The sequence below is a fragment of the Massilia aurea genome, from assembly GCF_014200505.1.
GTDB lineage: Bacteria > Pseudomonadota > Gammaproteobacteria > Burkholderiales > Burkholderiaceae_D > Telluria > Telluria aurea_B.
The window spans coordinates 71,909-89,692 of sequence record NZ_JACHBX010000006.1; the positions used below are offsets into that span (position 1 = coordinate 71,909).

Below are 17,784 nucleotides of genomic sequence, written 5' to 3' on the forward strand. Positions count from 1 at the left end.
CTTGGCCGATGCTGCCCACGCACCACACCCAATCGCTGAAACTGGCCGCCGGGCAATGTCATACGGCGCGAAACGGAAGGGCGTGCGTATAATCGCCATACGTTTGCCCTATCACTACAGAAAAAACAACTCATGGCCTCTTCTTCCGACAACATCAGCATGGCGGTGTTCTGCGACTTTGAAAACGTCGCACTGGGCGTTCGCGACGCCAATTACGAAAAATTCGACATCAAGCCAGTGCTGGAACGCCTGCTGCTCAAGGGCAGCATCGTGGTCAAGAAGTCGTACTGCGACTGGGACCGCTACAAGGGCTTCAAGGCGGCGATGCATGAAGCGAACTTCGAGCTGATCGAGATCCCGCACGTGCGCCAGTCAGGCAAGAATTCGGCCGACATCCGCCTCGTCGTCGATGCACTCGATCTGTGCTACACGAAGTCGCACGTCAACACGTTCGTCATCATCAGCGGCGATTCCGACTTTTCGCCGCTGGTGTCGAAGCTGCGTGAAAATAACAAGCAGGTGATCGGCGTGGGCGTCAAGCAGTCGACCTCCGACCTGCTGGTGGCAAACTGCGACGAATTCATCTTCTATGATGACCTGGTCCGCGAACAGCGCCGCACCGCCGCCAAGCGCGACGAGCGCAAGGCCGCGCCGCAACCGCGCCGCTCGAACGCCAGCAACAATACCAACACGAATGTCGGCGACGACAAGCGCAAGGAAGAACTCGAAGCGCGCAAGGTGCAGGCGCTCGACATGGTGGTCGAGACGTTCGATGCGCTCACGTCCGAGCGTGGCGACACCGGCAAAATCTGGGCTTCGCTGCTGAAGGACACGCTCAAGCGCCGCCGTCCCGATTTCTCGGAAACCTATTATGGCTTCCGCACCTTCGGCAACCTGCTCGAAGAAGCGCAGACGCGCGGCCTGTTCGAATTCGGCCGCGACGAAAAATCCGGCACCTATGTATTCCGCAGCGCGCATGCAGGCAACGCAGCAGCAGGCCAGGAAGCCCAGCAGGACGGCACGCAGGCGCCGGACGCCGTGGTGCAGGACATGCTCGACGCGGCAGCGCCGGTCGAGGGCAATGACGAGCCGGTCAAGAACGATGGCCGTCGTGGCCGTGGCCGCGGTGGCCGCAAGGGCGGTAACCGCAACGAACCGTCGAACGTGCCGGCGCTGATGGAACCGGTGGCGGTCGAGCCGGAACCACAGGAAGAACTGTTCGAGGAACCGAAAGCGCAGCTGGAATCGCAACCGGAAGCGCAACCGGCCAGGACCGACGGCCGCCGTGGCCGTGGTCAAGGTGCACGCAAGGGCGGCAACCGCAATGATGCATCGAACGTGCCGGCGCTGCTGGAGCCGGTCGCTTTCGAGCCCGAAGCCCAGGACGAGACCTTCGACGAACCGGCATCGCAACCGACGCTGGTCGTGAGCGACGCCGAGCCGGTGGAAGCTGAAGCAGCGCCGGCGCCGGTCGAGAAAGAACGTCGCCGCGCACCACGCAAGCCATCGGCCAAGAAGCTGGCGGAGCAGGCTGCAGCTGCTGAAGCCGAAGCTGCTGCAGCAGCCGAAGCCGAAGCCCAGGCGGCGGCTGCCGCAGCGCAGGAAGACGTCGCGCCCGAGCCAGAAGCAGACGCGGATGCAGAAGCCGCCACGCCGGCACGCACCAAGGGCGCCCGTCCGGCGCGCAAGGCTGCACCGCGCAGCCGTCGTCCGGCCAAGCCGAAAGCCGGTTCCGACAACGGCTAATCGCAGACTGCCGCGCGCCGCGCACCGCTGCGCGATGCCATAATCACGACGCCTGTCCGGTTTTCGGGCAGGCGTTGTCGTTTGATGGAGCCTCGCATGCGCGCACGTGCCGTCCTGTTCCTGCTGTCCTGCCTGGGCGCGCCGGCGCTGGTCGCCGCACCGGCGGTTCCACCGGCGGGCGTCGCCGCCGGTCATCCGCTCCTGGGCATCTGGCGGCTGACGGTGCCGGGCACCGAATGCGCCGAGACCTACCGCTTTCGCGCCGACGGCACCACGTTCGTCACCAGCGCCGCCGAGGTCTCCGAAAGCGTCTATACCGTTTCCGCGCAGCCCGACAAGCAAGGCTTCTACCGCCTGCAAGACCGCATCGTCAAAGACAACGGCAAGCCCGATTGTTCGGGCAACGTGATGAAGCCGGGCGCGCAGGTCATCAACTTCATCCAGTTCCACCCGTCACGCACAATTTTCCTGATGTGCGCCGACCAGACCATGCAAACCTGTATCGGGCCATTCCGGCGGGTGCGCAGCGAAGAGGTTTGAGCGCCGGTTGCCCGGCAGTGTATATTGCTGGGCAAAACGATCATCCCCGGCTTTTCATGTCACCGTTACTCCTGTTTTGCATCCTCATCGGCTACTTCGCCTTGTTGCTGGCCGTGGCCTGGGCCACCTCGCGCGGCGCCAACAACGACAGCTTCTTCATCGGTAACAAGAGCAGCAACTGGGTGCTGGTCGCCTTCGGCATGGTCGGCACCACGCTGTCGGGCGTGACCTTCGTCAGCGTGCCGGGCGCGGTTGGCGCCGATGGCTTTGGCTATGCGCAGATCCTGATCGGCTACGTCATCGGCTATCTGGTCGTCACCTGGCTCCTGCTGCCGCTGTACTACCGGCTGCAGCTGACGTCCATCTACCATTACCTTGACGTGCGCCTTGGCCGGCGCGCCTACCAGAGCGGGGCCGGCTTCTTCATCATCTCGCGCCTGCTCGGCGCCACCGCGCGCCTGTACCTGGTGGTGAACATCCTGCAGGTGGTCATCCTCGACAGCCTGGGCGTGCCGTTCTGGCTCAGTACTCTTGTTGTGCTGGGGATGATCCTGCTCTACACCTACCAGGGCGGCGTCAAGACAATCGTCTGGACCGACACGCTGCAGACAACCGGCATGCTGTTCGGCCTGTTCGCGTGCGCCTGGTTCCTGCTGGGTGAACTGAACCTGTCGGTGCCCGATAGCCTGGAGCAGATGCGCTCCAGCGGCCTGGCGAGCGTGTTTACGACAGACCTGAACAGCCCGAATTTCTGGCTTAAGCAGATCGTGGCCGGCGCGCTGATCACCATCACCATGACGGGGATGGACCAGGAGATGATGCAAAAGACCATCTCGGTCAAGACGCTGGCCGACTCGCAAAAAAACCTGCTGGCGCTGACGGCCGTGCTGGTCGTCGTGCTGCTGTCGTTCCTGTTCCTGGGCGGCCTGCTGTATCTGTACGCGCCGACCGTGGGCGTGACGGCCACCGGCGACAAGATCTTCCCGGCCGTCGTGATGGGGCACCTGCCACCGGCGCTGCAGATCATCTTTCTGATCGCGCTGATCTCGGCGCTGTTCCCGAGCGCCGACGGCGCGATCACGGCGCTGACCTCGTCGACCTGCATCGACCTGCTGGGCATCAAGCGCAGGACGGATCTGACCCAGGCGCAGGCCGAGGGCCTGCGCCGCCGCGTGCACCTGGGTTACGCGTTCCTGTTCCTGCTGCTGGTGATGGGCTTCAAGGCGGCCGACAATCCCAGCATGATTGGCGTGATCCTCAAGCTGGCGGCCTACACCTACGGTCCGCTGCTTGGCCTGTTCGCGTTCGGCATGTTCACGGCGCGCGTGCCGCGCAATCGCCTTGTACCGCTGGTCACGATCGGTGCGCCGGTCCTGTGCGCGATCCTTGAGTACAATCAGGCATATCTGCTCGGCTCGTACCGGCTCGGGCTGGAACTCTTGATGATCAACGGCATGCTGGTGTTTGCGGGGCTGTACGCGATTTCGCTGCGCCACCAGGACCGTCATGCCATGCAGTCTGCTTAATTATGCATCAACCTTCCATGCAACAACCTTTTATGGAGTATCGATGGCCTTCAAGCCCCTGAGCGCCCTGCGGCGCGGGTTCGTCATGCTGTGGACCGCGCTCGACGTGACCCGCCGCACCTTCGTCAACCTGCTGTTCCTGCTGATCGTGATCATCGTCGTCTCGCTGTTCTTCAGCGGCGGCGTCAAGCCGATTTCGACCAAGACGGCGCTGGTGCTCGAGATCCGGGGCGACCTGGTCGAGCAGTATGAAACCACGCTGCGCGACGCGGTGCTCGACAATGTCGGCGGCGATTCCAAGCGCACCGTGCGCCTGCGCGACGTGATCGTCGTGCTCGATGCAGCGGCGCGCGATCCGAACATCTCGAGCGTCGTGCTGCTGCTCGACGAGATGCAGGGCGGCGGCATGGCCATGCTGCGCGAGATCGGCGCGGCAGTCGACCGCGTCAAGAAGAGCGGCAAGACGGTCGTCGCCTGGAGTGGCAGCTATGACCAGAAGCGTTACCTGGTCGCCTCGCACGCCAGCGAAGTGTATGTCCATCCGATGGGGATGGTCATGATCGAAGGCTTCGGCGGGCGCCGCAACTATTACCGCGATGCGCTGGACAAGGTCGGCGTCACGGTCAACCTGATCAAGGTCGGCACCTACAAGAGCGCCGCCGAGCCGTACATTGCCAACGGCCCGTCCGACGCTGCGCGCGAAGCCGACGCCTATCTGTACAACGCGCTGTGGTCCGGCTACACGGGCCTGGTCGAGAAAAACCGCAAGCTGCCCGATGGCGCGATCGCGGGCATGATCGAATCGCTCCCCGAGCGCATGGACAATGCTGGCGGCAGCGCTGCGAAAGTGGCGCTGCAGGCAAAACTGGTCGATGGCCTGAAAACCCGCGACGAACTGCGCGACCTGATGATCAAGCGCGGCGCGCCGGACGACGACAACAAGTCGTTCCGCCAGATCGGTTTTTATGACTACCTGTCGCGTCATCCGCAGAAGCAGTTCGGCGATGCGGTCGGTGTCGTGGTTGCCGCTGGTTCGATCACCGACGGCGACGGTGGCCCCGGCGTGATCGGCGGTCGCAGCATGGCCAACCTGATCCGCCAGGCGCGCGAGGACGACAATATCAAGGCGCTCGTGCTGCGCGTCGATTCGCCGGGCGGCAGCGCCTATGGTTCAGAGCTGATCCGGCGCGAGCTGGAACTGACGCGCGCTGCCGGCAAGCCGGTGGTCGTGTCGATGGGCAGCGTGGCAGCGTCCGGCGGCTACTGGATCTCGATGGCGTCGGATGAAGTGATCGCCGACCCGGCCACCATCACCGGTTCGATCGGCGTGTTTGCGCTGCTGCCGACGGCCGACAAGGTCGCCGCCAAGCTGGGCATCCACACCGATGGCGTGACCACCACCTGGCTGGCCGACGCCTACAATCCGCTGCGTCCACTCGATCCGCGCTTCCAGCAGCTGATCCAGTCGAGCATCAACAACGTCTACAGCGACTTCACCACCAAGGCGGCAGCGGCGCGCAAGACCACGCCGGCCAAGATCGATGAAGTGGGGCAGGGTCGCGTCTGGACCGGTGTCCAGGCCAAGGAACGCGGCCTGGTTGATCGCCTGGGCGGCTACAACGATGCGCTGGCCTCAGCTGCCGGCCGCGCCAAGCTGGGCAAGGATTACCGCGTCGTGTATGTCGAGCGGCCGGTTACGCGTGTCGAGCGTTTCCTGCAGATGGCAGGCGCCTCGGCGGTCCAGGCCATGACCATTCAGGTCAAACTGGGCCTGATCGAGAACGCGATTCCTGCCGGGCCGGTAAACCAGGTTGCCGCCGACATGGCGTTCCTATCGGAGCTGACCACCGAGCGCAAGCCGTTTGCTGCCGTCACGCATTGCTTCTGCGGCAACTGGTAAAGCACGGTAGCGCGCATGGTCCACATGTAGCGACTTTGTAACTGATTGAGACAAAGGCGGGACGGGCGCAACACCCTGGTGTTGCGCCCGTTTGCCGTTTACAGCCGTCATTCAGGGGCTAACCGTGTAAATCGGTGTTAAGCGAGTTGGCAGGGCGCCGTTTCAAGGCCGGTTCGCCCGCTTTTCTATGTACGTTACGAAACATTCCATGCGAAATTCGCATGCTACAGTCGTCGTGAGTAGTAGTGCGTAGCGCGCATTGACAAAAAAATCGACAAGGACAAGCATGGACCAGCATTCTCCGATCCCTCCCGCCACCAGCCGCCCGCCGCGTAAAAAGCGCACCCGTGTCATCGGCGGCACCATCGCCGTGCTGTCGATGGCCGCCCTGGGCTACCTGGCCTGGACGCTGATCAATCCGGCACCTGCTAGCGGCCCGGGCGGACCGGGCATGTCGGCAGGCGGGCCTGGCGGGCCTGGCGGTGGTGGCGGTGGTGGACGTGGCCCTGGCGGCCCTGGTGGTGGACGGGGCGGCCCGGCGACGACGGTCGGTGTCGCCACCGCAACGGTGGCCGACATCCCGGTCACGCTCGAAGCGCTGGGCACCGTGGTGCCGGCCGCGATCGTGACAGTGCGTCCGCAGGTCTCGGGCGTGGTCCAGAAGATCCACTTTACCGAGGGCGAGCTGGTCAAGCCGGGCCAGGTGCTCGCGACGATCGACCCGCGCCCGTTCCAGATGGCGCTGCTACAGGCGCGTGGTCAGCGCCAGCGCGACGAAGCGCAGCTCGACAGCGCGCGCGTCACGCTCAAGCGCTTCCAGACCCTGCTCGAACAGGATTCGATCGCACGCCAGGAAGTCGATACCCAGGCCGCGCTGGTCAAGCAGCTCGAAGGTACGGCGACGATCGACCGCGCCGCCGAAGGCACTGCCCAGCTCAATCTCGATTACGCCACGGTGCGCGCACCGATCGGCGGGCGCGTTGGCCTGCGCACGGTCGACGTGGGTAACCTGGTGGGCAGCGGCGACACCGCCGGCATCGCCGTGATCACGCAACTGGCCCCGATCGACGTCGAATTCGCGGTGCCGCAAGATGGCTTGCCGGTGCTGCAGCAGCGCATCACGCAGGGCGCGAAGCTGCCGGCCACCGCGCTGGACCGCACCCGCACCGATGCACTGGCCACGGGCAGCTTCATCGCGCTGGACAACCAGGTCGATACGTCGACCGGCACCGTGCGCGCCAAGGCCCGCTTTACCAATACCGATGGCAAGCTGTTCCCGAGCCAGTTCGTCAACCTGCGCCTGACCGTCAACACGATCCAGAACGCCGTGCAGGTGCCCGTCACGGCGCTGCGTCATGGCACCGACGGTGACTTCGTCTACGTGCTCGACGCCGCCAAGCGCACCGTGTCGCTGCGCACCGTCAAGCGCGGGCAGGCGACCGTGGACAAGGTGCAGATCGCCAGCGGCCTGAAAGCTGGCGAGCAGGTCATCACAGAAGGCGCCGACCGCCTGCGCGATGGCGCGAGCGTCGTGCTGCCGGGCGATAAACCGGGCGGCGGGCGTGGGGCGGGGCAGGGCGGGCGCGAGGGCGCAGGCCGGCCAGCGCGGGGAGCACCGCAATGATGGTTGGGAATTTCGTGCATAGCGCCAGCATGCGCCTGGCCCGTGCCCAAGGCACGTCGTTCCCGCGCAGGCGGGAACCCAAGGGTGCCAGCGTCGCCAGAAGCGCATGCCGCGTCGACGGCGCCACGAACTTGGGTTCCCGCCTTCGCGGGAACGACGTTGGTATGCCAGCAGCCGGCCTGCGCTTGGCCCGCGCCCACGACGGTAGCGGGAGCAACGCGTGAGTCCTTCCACCCCCTTCATCCAGCGGCCGGTCGCCACGGCCCTCCTGATGCTGGCGATCGTGCTGTCCGGCCTGGTGGGCTACCGCTTCCTGCCGCTGGCCGCGCTGCCGCAGGTCGACTTCCCGACCATCCAGGTGCAGACACTGTATCCGGGCGCCAGCCCCGAAGTCATGGCGCGCACCGTCACCGCGCCGCTCGAACGCCAGTTCGGCCAGATGTCCGGCCTGACCCGCATGAGTTCCACCAGCGCCGCCGGCGTCTCGATGGTCACGCTGCAGTTCGCGCTGGGCGAGACGCTCGACGTGGCCGAGCAGGAAGTCCAGGCCGCGATCAATGCCGGCGGCTCGCTGCTGCCGACCGACCTGCCGGCGCCACCCGTCTACGCCAAGGTCAACCCCGCCGACGCGCCGGTGCTCACGCTCGCGATCACGTCCGACACGCTGCCGCTGACCGAAGTCCAGAACCTCGTCAACACGCGCCTGGCCCTGAAGATCAGCCAGGTGTCCGGCGTGGGCCAGGTGTCGCTGTCGGGCGGCCAGCGGCCGGCCGTGCGCATCCAGGCCGATACCGACGCCCTCGCATCGTATGGCCTGGGTCTCGATACGCTGCGCACCGCGATCACCGCCGCCAACGCCAACAGCGCCAAGGGCAGCTTCGACGGCCCGACGCGCTCGTACGCGATCAATGCCAACGACCAGCTGGTCACGGTGCCCGACTACCAGAACCTGATCGTCGCCTACCGCAATGGCGCGCCGGTCAAGCTGCTCGAGGTGGCCAAGGTCGTCGACAGCGCCGAGAACGTGCGCCTGGGCGCCTGGGCCAATATGAAGCCGGCGATCATCCTCAACGTGCAGCGCCAGCCGGGCGCGAACGTGATCGCCACCGTTGACGCCATCAAGGCGCGCCTGCCCGAACTGCAGGCCGGCTTGCCGAGCGCGCTGCGCATGGATGTGCTGAGCGACCGCACCACGGGCATTCGCGCTTCGGTCAAGCACGTGCAGATCGAGCTGGTGCTGGCCGTGATCATGGTGGTGCTGGTGATCTTCGCGTTCCTGCACGACCTGCGCGCGACCGTGATTGCCAGCCTGGCCGTGCCGATCTCGCTGATCGGCAGCTTCGGCGTGATGTACCTGCTCGGCTACAGCCTGAACAACCTGTCGCTGATGGCGCTGACGATTGCCACCGGCTTTGTCGTCGACGATGCGATCGTCATGATCGAGAACATCGCGCGCTACATCGAAAAAGGCGAAGCCCCGATGGCCGCCGCGATCAAGGGCGCCACGCAGATCGGCTTTACCATCATTTCGCTGACCGTCTCGCTGATCGCCGTGCTGATTCCGCTGCTGTTCATGGGCGACGTGGTCGGGCGTCTGTTCCGCGAATTTGCCGTCACGCTGGCCATCACGATCCTGATTTCGGGCGTGGTCTCGCTCACGCTCGTGCCGATGATGGCCGGGCGCTGGCTGCGCAGCCATGAGAACGACAAGCCGAGCCGCTTCGCTGTCAAGTTCCAGGCATTCTTCGACCGCGTGATTGCGCGCTATGACGTGATGCTGGGCTGGGTGCTGAAGCGCCAGGGCCTGACCCTGCTCGTCGCCCTGGCCACCGTGGTGCTGACCGCCGTGATGTGGACGATCATCCCGAAAGGCCTGTTCCCTACCCAGGACACCGGCCAGTTGCAGGCGCGCGTGCAGGCACGCCAGTCGATCTCGTACACCGATATGGCCAAGCTGCAGCAGGAAGCGGCGCGCCGCATCATGCAGGACGAGGCGGTCGAGTCGGTTGCGTCGTACGTGGGCGTGGACGCGGCCAACAACACGATGCTCCATACGGGCACCATGCTGATCAACCTGAAGGCCGAGCGCGGCGACCAGTCTGAAACGATGGTGCGCCTGCGCGAACGCGTGGCGGGCGTGGCGGGGCTGCAGTTGTTCCTGCAACCGACCCAGGACTTGACGATCGACGCCGAAAGCGGTCCGACTCAGTACCGCTTCTCGGTCGAAGGCGCCGATACGGAGCTGGTCAACGCATGGGCGCGCAAGCTCACGACCAAGATCGGCACCTTGCCCGAGCTGCGCACGGCGGTGACCGATGCCGGCGCGACGGGCGCCGCCGCCTTCATCGACATCGACCGCGACACGGCGTCGCGCCTGTCGATCACGGCGGCGTCCATTGACGATGCGCTCTACAGCGCCTTCGGCCAGCGCATCGTCTCGACGATCTTCACCGAGACCAACCAGTACCGCGTGATTCTGGAAGCGCAGCGGGACGAGGCGATGTCGATTGCCGCACTGGGCCGGCTGCAACTGCGTACCGGCTCGGGCCAGTCGACGCCCCTGTCGGCGGTGGCCACGATCACTGAACGCCAGGCGCCGCTGCAGGTGATCCACGTGGCGCAGTACCCGGCGGCCACGGTCGGTTTCGATACCGCAGCCGGTGCCTCGCTGGGCGATGCGGTGGCGGCGATCCGCGCCGCTGCGGTGGACATCGGGATGCCAGCGTCGGTCAGCATGACCTTCCTGGGCGCATCCGGTGCCTACGAGTCGTCGCTGTCGAACCAGCTGTGGCTGATCATGGCGGCCGTCGTCTGCGTCTACATTGTGCTGGGTGTGCTGTATGAAAGTTATATCCACCCGCTGACCATCCTGTCGACGCTGCCATCGGCCGGCGTGGGCGCGCTGCTGGCGCTGTGGGTCAGTGGCCAGGGCCTGGGCGTGATCGGTATCATCGGCATGATCCTGTTGATCGGCATCGTCAAGAAGAACGCGATCATGATGATCGACTTCGCGATCGAGGCCGAGCGCGAAGAAGGCAAGTCGCCACTGGATGCGATCCGTCAGGCGGCCTTGCTGCGCTTCCGCCCGATCCTGATGACGACACTGGCGGCGCTGTTCGCGGCCGTGCCGCTGATGCTGGGCACGGGCGAGGGCGCCGAACTGCGCCGTCCACTGGGCCTGGCGATGTTCGGTGGCCTGGTCCTGAGCCAGCTCCTGACGTTGTTCACGACACCGGTGATCTACCTGGCATTCGACCGCACCGCGCGGCGCCTGACGGGCAAGGCGCCGCACAAAACCGAGGGGGCGGGCGCATGAACCTGTCGCGCCCCTTCGTCGAACGGCCGATCGCCACGGTCCTGCTGACCATCGGCATCGCGCTGGCCGGCATCGCCGCGTTCTTCGTGCTGCCGGTGGCGCCGCTGCCGCAGGTCGATTACCCGACCATTTCGGTATCGGCCTCGCTGCCGGGCGCGAGTCCCGACACGATGGCCTCGAGCGTGGCCACGCCGCTCGAGCGGCGCTTGGGCGCGATCGCCGGCGTCAACGAAATGACGTCCAGCAGCGGCACCGGCTCGACCCGGATTAACCTGCAGTTCGAACTGAATCGCCAGATCGACTCCGCCGCGCGTGAAGTGCAGGCGGCGATCAGCGCCTCGCGCGCCGACCTGCCGGCCACGCTGCGCAGCAATCCGACCTACCGTAAAGCCAACCCGTCGGATGCACCGGTACTGATCCTGGCGCTGACGTCCAAGACCAAGGCGCCGGCCGAGATTTTCGAGTCGGTCTCGAATCTCGTGCAGCAGCGCCTGGCCCAGGTCAAGGGCGTGGGCGAAGTCGAAATCGGCGGCGGCTCGCTGCCGGCCGTGCGGGTCGAGCTGGTGCCGTATTCGCTGAACCGCTACGGCGTCTCGGCCGAGGACGTGCGCGCCGCGATCCAGGCCACCAACCCGAACCGCCCCAAGGGCGAGATCGACAGCAACGGCAACCGCCTGCAGATCTATTCGCAGCCGGCCGGGGGCGATGGCCGCAGCGCTGCCGATTACAAGGACCTCGTGGTCGCGTGGCGCAATGGCGCGGCCGTGCGCCTGTCCGATGTGGCGACCGTGTTCGACGGCCCGGAGAACATCTACACGCTGGGCCTGTTCAATGGCCAGCCGGCCGTCATCGTGCTGGTCACGCGCCAACCCGACGCCAACGTCATCGAAACCGTCGACGGCATCCGCGACCTGCTGCCGTCGCTGCAGGCGCAGCTACCCGGCGACATCCAGCTGGCGATTGCGTCGGATCGCACCAACTCGATCCGCGCCTCGCTGCACGAGATCGAATTCACGCTCGTGCTGTCGATCGTGCTGGTGGTGGCCGTGGTCAGCGTGTTCCTGCGCAGCCTGCGCGCGACCGTGATTCCTGCGGTAGCCACGGTCGTCTCGCTGCTGGGCACCTTCGGCGTCATGTATGCGCTGGGCTTTTCGCTGAACAATCTGTCGCTGATGGCGCTGACCGTAGCCGCTGGCTTTGTCGTCGACGATGCCATCGTGGTGCTGGAAAACACGGCGCGCCATATCGAGAACGGCATGGATCGCATGGCGGCTGCATTGCTCGGCGCGCGCGAAGTGGGCTTCACGGTGCTGTCGATTTCGCTGTCGCTGGTGGCCGTGTTCATCCCGCTGCTGTTCATGGGCGGGCAGGTGGGCCGCCTGTTCCGCGAATTCGCCGTCACGCTGTCGGCCGCGGTCATGATTTCGCTCGTGATTTCGCTGACAACCACGCCGATGATGTGCGCCTGGCTGCTGCGCGCCGAAGACAAGGACAAGAAGCCGGGGCGTCTCGCGCGCTGGTCGGAAGGCGGCTTTGCGCGCGTGCTGCGCGTCTATGAGCATGCGCTCGACTGGGCGCTGGCCAGCAAGGTGCTGGTCATGATCATCCTGCTGTTTACGGTCGGCCTGAACATCTATCTGTTCACCAACGCGCCCAAGGGCTTCTTCCCGCAGCAGGATTCGGGCCAGATGAATGGCGGCATCCGCGCCGACCAGAGCATCTCGTCGCAGGCCATGCAGAAGAAGATTTACCAGCTGGTCGAGATCATCCGCAAGGATCCGGCCGTTGAAACGGTCGTCGCGTTCACGGGCGGCGGGCGCGCCGGTGGCGGCTTCATGTTCGTCAACCTGAAACCGGTGCGCGAGCGCGATGTCGCGGCGCAGGCCGTGATCGCGCGCCTGCGGCCGCAACTGGCCAAGGTCACCGGCATCTCGATCTTCCTGAACCCGGTGCAGGACTTGCGCATGGGCGGGCGCTCGAGCAACTCGACCTACCAGTACACGCTCAAGAGCGACAACGCGGAAGACCTCAAGCAGTGGGCCGCCAAGCTGGCCGAGGCCATGAAAGGGCAGCCCGCGCTGGTCGACGTCGACACCGACCAGGCCGAAAACGGCGTGGAAACCTATGTCATGATCGACAAGGAAAGCGCGGCGCGCATGGGCATCACCACGCGCGACGTGACCAATGCGCTGTACAACGCGTTCGGTCAGCGCCAGGTGGCGAACATCTACGATGAGCTGAACCAGTACCACGTGGTGATGGGTGTGGCGCAGAAGTATGCGCAGTCGCCCGAAGCGCTGAAGGACGTGTACGTGCCGGCGCGGGCCGCCGGCGGAAGCGAGAACGTCGTGTCCTCCAGCACCGGCACGGCGGCCGCTGCCGGCGCTGCCGGCGCGGCGACATCGGCGACCGCGAGCCTGACGGCGGCGCGTGATCCATCCGGTGGCCAGGCGCTGGCCGACAACGCCGCGACGATGGTGCCGCTGTCGGCGATTGCCCGCTTCGCCGAGAGCGCGACCGCCACCTCGGTCAGCCACCAGGATGGCGAACTGGCCACCACGGTGTCGTACAACCTGAACGAAGGCTTCACGCTGACCGACGGCGAAGCTGCCGTGCGCCAGGCCGAAGCCGACATCGGCATGCCGATCAATGTGCGCGGCAGCTTCCAGGGTACTGCGGCCGCAGCGCAGGCGTCGAGCCAGGAGCAGCCGCTGCTGATCCTGGCGGCGATCGTCGTCATCTACATCGTGCTCGGGATTCTGTACGAAAGCCTGATCCACCCGATCACCGTGCTCTCGACGCTGCCATCGGCCGGTGTGGGCGCGGTGCTGGCGCTGTTGATGTTCAAGATGGAGTTCTCGATCATCGCGCTGATCGGCGTGTTCCTGTTGATTGGCATCGTGAAGAAGAATGCGATCCTGATCATCGACTTCGCGCTGGAGGCCGAGCGTGCGCGCGGCCTCACCGCAATGGAAGCCGTGCGCGAGGCCTGCATGCTGCGCTTCCGCCCGATCCTGATGACGACGCTGGCCGCGGCGCTGGGTGCATTGCCGCTGGCGATCGGCTTCGGCGAAGGCTCCGAATTGCGCCGGCCGCTGGGCATCGCCATCATCGGCGGCCTGGTCGCCAGCCAGCTCCTGACACTGCTCACCACGCCGGTCGTGTATGTCCTGCTCGACAAGCTGCGCACCCGCAAACCCGATGAACACGCGTTGACCCGCCACCCGCACGACGTCGATCCGACGCCGGGTTCCGGTCCATCGCTCGCCAAACCATGATGCCCATGCAAATCTCTACTTCCCTGCGCCTGACCGTTCTCGCACTGGCCCTCGGCCTTGGCGGCTGCGCCGTCGGGCCGGCTTATGAACGGCCCGCAGCGCTGCCGGCCGGTCCGGTACCGGCATCGTACAAGGGCGTCAACGCGCCCTTGCCGGGCTGGGCGCCTGCAGCGCCCGCCGACGCCCTTGAGCGCGGTCCCTGGTGGCAGCTGTTCAACGACCCGGAACTCGATCGCCTGAGCCGGCAGGTGGAAACGGCCAACCAGAACATCGCTGTCGCCGTGGCCAACTATGCCCAGGCGCGCTCGATCGTCGCGCAGCAGCGCGCATCGCTGTTCCCGGTGGTGTCGCTTGGCGCCGGGGGTGATCGCGCCGGCGGTGGTAGCGGCGACACTAACCGCGGCGCCGCCAGCGCGTACCGCCTGCAGATCGGCGCAAGCTGGGAGCCGGACGTATTCGGCCGCCTGCGCACGGCGGTCGATGCGGCCGAAGCCAGCGCCCAGGCCAGCGCCGCCGACCTGGCCAGCGTGCGCCTTGCGGCGCTTGGCGAGCTGGCCATCAACTATTTTTCGCTGCGCCAGACCGATGCCCAGATCGGCATGCTTACGGCCACCATCGAAGGTTACGAACGGGTGCTCCAGATCACGTCCAACCGCTTCGCAGCTGGCGTCTCGGCGCGCTCGGACGTGCTGCAGGCGCAGACGCAGCTGGCCACGGCGCGCAGCGACGCGCTGGGCCTCGCGCGCTCGCGCGCTGAACTCGAACACGCGATCGCGGTGCTGGTCGGCCAGAGTCCGTCGAGCTTTGCGCTGGCAAGCACGCCATGGCAGGTCGTGGTGCCGGCCGTGCCGGTCGGCGTGCCATCCACACTGCTGCAGCGTCGGCCCGACATCGCCGCCGCCGAGCGCGATGTGGCGGTGGCCAATGCCAACATCGGCATCGCCCGCTCGGCTTATTTCCCGACTTTCGGGTTGTCGGCTTCGTACGGCAACAACACGAGCCGCGTGGGCGACCTGTTCTCGCTGTCGAACGCGGCCTGGTCGTTCGGCCTGTCGGCCGCGCAGACGCTGTTCAATGCCGGCGCTACGCGCGCCAGTGTCGAAGGCGCCGAGGCGCGCCAGCAGGCCACCGTGGCCAACTACCGCCAGGTGGTCCTGACGGCGTTCGCCGATGTCGAGAACGGCCTGGCCGCCACCCGCGTGCTCGAGCAACAGCAGCAGTTGCGGGTCGAGGCGGCCGAAGCGGCGGGCCTGGTCGAACAGCAGATCCTGAACCGCTACCAGGCGGGGCAGGTGAGCTATACCGAGGTGGTGCAGGCGCAGGTCACGGCGCTCAATGCGCGCCGCCAGCTGGTGCAGGTGCAGGCCGACCGCCAGACGGCGGCGGTGGCGCTGATCCAGGCGCTGGGTGGTGGCTGGACCGACGCAGACGTGAACAACACGCCGGCGATTGTCAATTAAGCCGCGCCAGGGCTTACAATGACGCATCCGAGGCCCGAGCGACTTTATGAAAAAATGGATTGACCGTATGCTGGGCGCCGACAAGGCGCCGGCCCCCGATGCCAGCGAAGCGCCGGCCGGTGAAGCGGCGCACGACCTTGCCGTAGAGGTCGATGCCGCGTATTACCGCTGGCTGACCGCTTCGGCCGGCTACGAGGCCACGCCGGATGTCGAAGAGCACCTGCTGGACCTGGTGCGCACGCTGGCGCTCGACCCGGGCGCGGCCAGCGGCCTGGTGCCGCGCATCCCCGAACTGATCCCCGAACTGCTGCGCGACCTGGCCGACGACGCCGTGTCGCAGGGCGCGCTCGCGCGCTCGGTCGAGCGCGACACGGTGCTGGTGGCCGAGGTGATCCGCGAAGCCAACAGCGCGTATTACCGCCCGCTGCAGCCCATCAAGTCGCTCGATGCCGCGCTGTTGATGCTCGGCCAGAACGGCCTGCGCATGCTGCTGGCGCGGATTGCGTTCCGACCACTGCTACGCATGGCCGACACCGGCTTTGCACGCCACGCCGCGCCGCTGGTATGGCACCAGGCCGAGAAATGCGCCCTGGCGTCGAGCCTGATGGCACCGGGCATGGCTGCTGGCGTGTTCGAAGCTTACCTGGCTGGCCTGATGCAGAACCTGGGCTTGCTGGTGGCCTTCCGCCTGGCCGAGCGCGCGGCCGAAGCGGGCAAGATTCCCGGCTCGAGCGAATTCGGCGCCCGGTTGTTTGCCGTCAGCCGGGGGCTGTCGGCGGCGATCGCGGCGCACTGGGAGTTCCCGCCGGACGTCGTGCACGCCATCGCTACGTCCAGCACGCCGGCCGCATCGGCGCTGGCCCGGGCGCTGGAGCGGGGCGACCAGATCGCCAAGCTGCGCCTGTTGATCGATGCGCACGTCGTCGCAGAGGACGACAGCCTCGTCACCGCTGGCCTGAACAGCTTTGAACGGCGCTGCCTGGGCAAGCTGGCCGACAGCCGCGCTTAAGCTCGGGGCGCCGGGCAAATCCGGTTGCGTCCATCCTGCTTGGCCGTGTAGAGCATCGCATCGGCCTGCACGAACAGTTCGTTTTCGCTGCGCTGCGCGGGAAACGCGGCCAGCCCGCCGCTGAACGAAAAGCGCCGTTGATCGCCCGGCGCCACCTGGAACGCGATGGCGCCGAAGGCCGTGCGCAGCGCATCGAGGCGGGGCCAGGCCTGCGCCAGCGTGCAATCCCAGAACACCACCACGAACTCCTCGCCGCCAAAGCGGCTGAGCAGATCGCGCTCGCCCATCTGCGGCGCCAGGCACAGGCATAGCCGCTTGATGACGATGTCGCCGAAATGGTGGCCCCAGGTGTCGTTGATGGTCTTGAACTTGTCGATGTCGATGACGCCGAAGGCCAATGGTTTGTCTTCCAGCGTGGCCTGGCGGATCAGGTCCTGTGTTTTACGCCGCAGCCCGACCTTGTTGAGCAGGCCCGTGGCGCGGTCCTTGCCGATCAAATCCTTGTTGACCCGGATCTTGGCCGCGCGGTTGGCCAGTTGCGCTTCGAGCATGCCCGAGCCGGTGTCGGGCAACACCGCATCGAAGCCATCGCCCAGCGCGCGCCGTGCCAGGGCGTCGTCCGGGCGGCGTTGCAGCAGCACGATTTCGCGCACCGGGTCGGCTTCGATATTCTTTTGCATCACGCGCGCCAGGGCGTCCACCCGCAGGTAGTCACTGTCGGGGATCAAGACCAGGTCGGGCTGCAATTCCTTGACGCGCAGGTGCAATGTCGATGGGTCGGCATGGTAGCTGACATCGATGCGCTGATCGCGCAGCGTGGCGTCATCAAGGCTGCCGGGCAGGCCGAGCGTGACCAGCGTGACGGCGTCGCCCCGCTTGCTCTGCACGAACAGGTTGAACAGCTTGTCGACCAGCACATCGTTGGCGATCGGCTTTTCGGCATACGCCAGGCAGTGGCTGTCGACCAGCCGCTGCTGCAGCAGGAAGCGGCTGCCCTGGCGGCTCGATTGCAGGTACACATAGCTGTGACCGGGCGGCAGCCGGGCCAGCAATTCACCCAGCATCAGCGTCTTGCGCGCATCCTGCAGGTCGGCCTGCATATTGTGCAGGGTGTCGAGGTCGATCACGAACAGGCTGTTGCCGCGATCGGCTTCAACCGCCGCGACAAATTGCGCCAGTTCGCTGAAGAAGCGGATGTCGAAATCGTATTTGTGCGCGTGCAGCAGCAACTCTGCCCGGTTGTCCTTGATGAAGAAACTCTGGCAGAGATACAGAACAGTATGTCGGTACAGTGATGCCTCGCTTGTCATGTTTGCATGCCTTCCCTGGATGCCCGTCTTGCAAAACGACAATATTACATCCTGCCAGACCAATATGACGCAGTG

General features: G+C 66.0%; 10 protein-coding genes. 9 read left to right on the forward strand and 1 reads right to left on the reverse strand.

The window, feature by feature from the left end:
• Positions 1 to 132 precede the first annotated feature (132 nt).
• The 9 genes from HD842_RS22380 (at position 133) to HD842_RS22420 (ending at position 16,399) form a co-directional block, all read left to right on the forward strand.
• On the forward strand, positions 133 to 1,746 hold the full coding sequence (locus HD842_RS22380) for an NYN domain-containing protein (protein ID WP_183557803.1): 1,614 nt from the start codon (positions 133 to 135) through the stop codon (positions 1,744 to 1,746).
• A 96-nt stretch (positions 1,747 to 1,842) separates the two neighbouring features.
• Positions 1,843 to 2,286, forward strand: a complete 444-nt coding sequence (locus HD842_RS22385) for a hypothetical protein (RefSeq protein WP_183557806.1) — start codon at positions 1,843 to 1,845, stop codon at positions 2,284 to 2,286.
• Positions 2,287 to 2,342: 56 nt separating this feature from the next.
• Positions 2,343 to 3,812, forward strand: a complete 1,470-nt coding sequence (locus HD842_RS22390) for a sodium:solute symporter (RefSeq protein ID WP_183557810.1) — start codon at positions 2,343 to 2,345, stop codon at positions 3,810 to 3,812.
• Between the two features lie 43 nt (positions 3,813 to 3,855).
• Positions 3,856 to 5,712 (forward strand): signal peptide peptidase SppA, encoded by a 1,857-nt coding sequence (gene sppA, locus HD842_RS22395; protein ID WP_183557813.1) that lies wholly within the window; start codon positions 3,856 to 3,858, stop codon positions 5,710 to 5,712.
• Positions 5,713 to 5,998: 286 nt separating this feature from the next.
• Positions 5,999 to 7,336, forward strand: a complete 1,338-nt coding sequence (locus tag HD842_RS22400; RefSeq protein ID WP_183557816.1) for an efflux RND transporter periplasmic adaptor subunit — start codon at positions 5,999 to 6,001, stop codon at positions 7,334 to 7,336.
• Between the two features lie 220 nt (positions 7,337 to 7,556).
• Positions 7,557 to 10,652 carry an efflux RND transporter permease subunit gene (locus HD842_RS22405; RefSeq protein WP_183557819.1) on the forward strand — a complete coding sequence of 1,032 codons (3,096 nt, stop codon included), beginning with the start codon at positions 7,557 to 7,559 and terminating at the stop codon, positions 10,650 to 10,652.
• The gene (locus HD842_RS22410) at positions 10,649 to 13,930 is read left to right on the forward strand and encodes an efflux RND transporter permease subunit (protein ID WP_183557822.1); all 3,282 of its coding nucleotides are present in this window, start codon (positions 10,649 to 10,651) and stop codon (positions 13,928 to 13,930) included. The genes HD842_RS22405 and HD842_RS22410 overlap by 4 nt, the downstream gene beginning before the upstream one ends.
• Positions 13,927 to 15,390, forward strand: coding sequence for an efflux transporter outer membrane subunit (locus HD842_RS22415; RefSeq protein WP_183557825.1), 1,464 nt, complete (start codon positions 13,927 to 13,929; stop codon positions 15,388 to 15,390). The genes HD842_RS22410 and HD842_RS22415 overlap by 4 nt, the downstream gene beginning before the upstream one ends.
• A 46-nt stretch (positions 15,391 to 15,436) precedes the next feature.
• Positions 15,437 to 16,399 carry an HDOD domain-containing protein gene (locus tag HD842_RS22420; protein ID WP_183557828.1) on the forward strand — a complete coding sequence of 321 codons (963 nt, stop codon included), beginning with the start codon at positions 15,437 to 15,439 and terminating at the stop codon, positions 16,397 to 16,399.
• Here HD842_RS22420 and HD842_RS22425 read toward each other — a convergent pair.
• On the reverse strand, positions 16,396 to 17,709 hold the full coding sequence (locus HD842_RS22425) for a GGDEF domain-containing protein (protein ID WP_183557831.1): 1,314 nt from the start codon (positions 17,707 to 17,709) through the stop codon (positions 16,396 to 16,398). The genes HD842_RS22420 and HD842_RS22425 overlap by 4 nt on opposite strands.
• Positions 17,710 to 17,784 lie beyond the last annotated feature (75 nt).